Source organism: Paraburkholderia domus (assembly GCF_905220705.1).
Classification (GTDB): Bacteria; Pseudomonadota; Gammaproteobacteria; order Burkholderiales; family Burkholderiaceae; genus Paraburkholderia; species Paraburkholderia domus.
This window is the reverse complement of sequence record NZ_CAJNAT010000071.1, coordinates 1-2,620: the sequence shown is the minus strand read 5'-3', so window position 1 is coordinate 2,620 and position 2,620 is coordinate 1. Positions and strand designations below refer to the sequence as shown.

Below are 2,620 nucleotides of genomic sequence, written 5' to 3'. Positions count from 1 at the left end.
GGCAGAGATTTTTTTGGTTGGCGGTCGCGGCAACCAGCGCATCGCCATGTCGTCGGACCTGATCCGCGACCGGTAATCAAAAAAATGTTTGTGCTAAACCGCTCCACAGGCGGTGGCCGCTATGGGCATTGAATGACCGCCGCGGTAATTTGTGAAGTCTTGCAGGGGCGATCACACACGGACTTCCGGCGAGAGTGGGAAACATCACGTGTAAAGGAAGCGCGAATGTGCGCGTGAACCGGCAAATCACCCGCCATTTTGGAGTACGCTGGTGCGCCAGCAGATCGAAGGCACGAGTGCAGCCGCGTTGGCCTCGTCAGGAAAGGCGAACGTGTACGGAAACAGGTGCGATGGCAACTAGCGCGCATGGGTGGGACCTGGCGGGGCTCGTGGAAGGCTGCCGGGCATGTCTTCGATGCGGAGCATGTGTCCCTTGCCACATACGGGGCAGTCGCGCAGTGACTTGCCGGTGAGTCGCTGGTAGCGGTCACGGTAGTCTTCCCCGGGCTCGACTGCGGCAGCGGCGGGAGCCTCGACACCGAGCAGCCGCCTGCAGGTGGCGAGCTTGTCGGCACGGTGGCAGTTGGCGAGCCACCCGTAGCTGCGAATGCGCTTGAAGCCGTCAGGTAGCACATGCAGCAGGAAGCGACGGATGAACTCGTCGGCGGTGAGCGTCATGGTTCTTTGTCTGGACTCGTGCCGATAGTCCTTCCAGCGGAACTGCACGGTGTGCCCGTCGAAGGCGAGCAGCCGGTTGTTGGAGATGGCGACGCGGTGGGTGTAGCGGCCCAGGTAATCGAGCACGTGTTCGGCACCGCCAAAGGGTGGCTTGGCGTAGACCACCCACTCCGCCCGTGCCGCGGGCGCAAGCCAGGCTGCGAATTCGACGGGATCGCTCAGGGACTCGAACTGATCGTGCAGGCGCAGCCCGCCGGCGTCGTAAGCGCGGCGCAGCTGTTCGAGAAACAGGCGGCGAAAGAGCCGTGACAGGACCCGCACGGACAGGAAGAAGCCGGGACGGCAGGCGATCCAGCGCTCGCCGTCCGGGGAGATGCCGCCGCCCGGCACAACGCAATGCACATGAGGGTGATGCTGCAGATTCTGTCCCCACGTATGCAGGATCGTGAGGAAGCCGATCTCGGCGCCCAGGTGCTTCGGATCGGCGGCGATCGTGCGCAACGTTTCGGCGCTGGCGCGAAACAGCAGATCGTAGAGCGTCTTCTTGTTCTGGAACGCGAGAGCGGCGATGGATTCGGGAAGCGTGAAGACGACATGGAAATACTCGGTCGAGGGGAGGAGCTCCGCATGCCGGCGTTCGAGCCATTGCGCGCGGGCGAGTGACTGGCACTTCGGACAGTGCCGGTTACGACACGAGTCGTAACTGATGCGCTGATAGCCGCATGCATCGCACTGCTCGAGATGGGCACCAAGCGCTGCGGTACGACACAGCTCGATGGCACTCATCACGCGTCGCTGCACACGACTGAGCCCCCCGGCATGGGATAGCCGGAAACTGGGCCCACACTGGCGGAAAATGTCCGCCACTTCGAGTGCCGGTCGCATGACTGCGCTCAGAAGTACTGGGGCGCAGGTGGCGGGGATGGAATGGGTGCAGGGTGCGGCAGCAGGTCGCAGGGACTGGTGGTGGCGCACACGGTGCTGGTGGCGACCTTCAGGTACCGGGACGTTGTCGATAGGGACCTGTGGCCCATCAGCAGCTGGATCCGGCGCACGTCAGTACCGGCTTCCAGCAGATGCGTGGCGAACGCGTGTCGCAAAGAATGGGGTGTCACGGGTTTGGTGATGCCGCTGCGCTTGCGTGCAAGCTCGCATGCGTCGCCCACGGCATGGCGGGTGATGGGCCGCCCCGGAATGCTGCCTGGAAAGAGCCATTCCTTCGGATGGGCGTCCTGCCAGTACAGTCTCAGGATCTCGAGCAGCCTGGGAGAGAGCATTACATAGCGATCCTTACGGTTCTTCCCCTGGTTCACACGGATCACCATGCGCTTGCTGTCGATATCGGTGACCTTCAGATGCACGACTTCGGAGACACGCAGTCCGGCGGCGTACGCGGTCATCAGGATGGTGCGGTGCTTGAGACTGGCGACCGACTCGAAGAAGGTGGTGATCTCCCCCAGGCTGAGGACGACTGGCAGTCGGAACGGCTTCCTCGGTAACGGAAAGTCCTCGTCGCTCCAGGGTCGCTTGAGCGTCACACGGTAGAGAAACCGGAGTGCGCCGATCGTTGCGCCGAGACTGGCGGGTGCCAGCTTGCGTTCTTCGCGGAGGTAGATGAGCCAGGCCCGAATCTCCTCGGGACCCAGCAGTTCGGGCGAACGGCGAAAGTGGCGGGCGAAACTGGCTACCTGAATCAGATAGGATTTCTGGGTATTCTCTGCAAGGTTGCGGATCTGCATGTCATGCAGCATGCGTTGGCGCAGTGGCGTCATGGCGAGCCTCCTGGAAGCAGTGGGTGGAATGCCCAACCGGGCGTTCACATACTGCTCCCGGCGGTACCACTCACCACCTCGCCGGGGTTCAGCGCCAGACAACCCTCTTCATGAAACGTCAGCCACGGACCTGTGCCTACCTCCCACTACCGCGTCAGCGGTTTAGTACA

The 2,620-nt window shown here is 62.7% G+C and carries 2 protein-coding genes; both read right to left on the bottom strand.

Translation table 11 applies throughout. From position 1 onward, the window contains the following. Nucleotides 1-357 precede the first annotated feature (357 nt). Nucleotides 358-1,563 carry an IS91 family transposase gene (locus KHO31_RS38875; RefSeq protein WP_201074318.1) on the bottom strand — a complete coding sequence of 402 codons (1,206 nt, stop codon included), beginning with the start codon at nt 1,561-1,563 and terminating at the stop codon, nt 358-360. 8 nt (nt 1,564-1,571) lie between these two features. Next, nucleotides 1,572-2,450 (bottom strand): tyrosine-type recombinase/integrase, encoded by an 879-nt coding sequence (locus KHO31_RS38870; RefSeq protein ID WP_211626124.1) that lies wholly within the window; start codon nt 2,448-2,450, stop codon nt 1,572-1,574. Between the last annotated feature and the right edge of the window lie 170 nt (nt 2,451-2,620).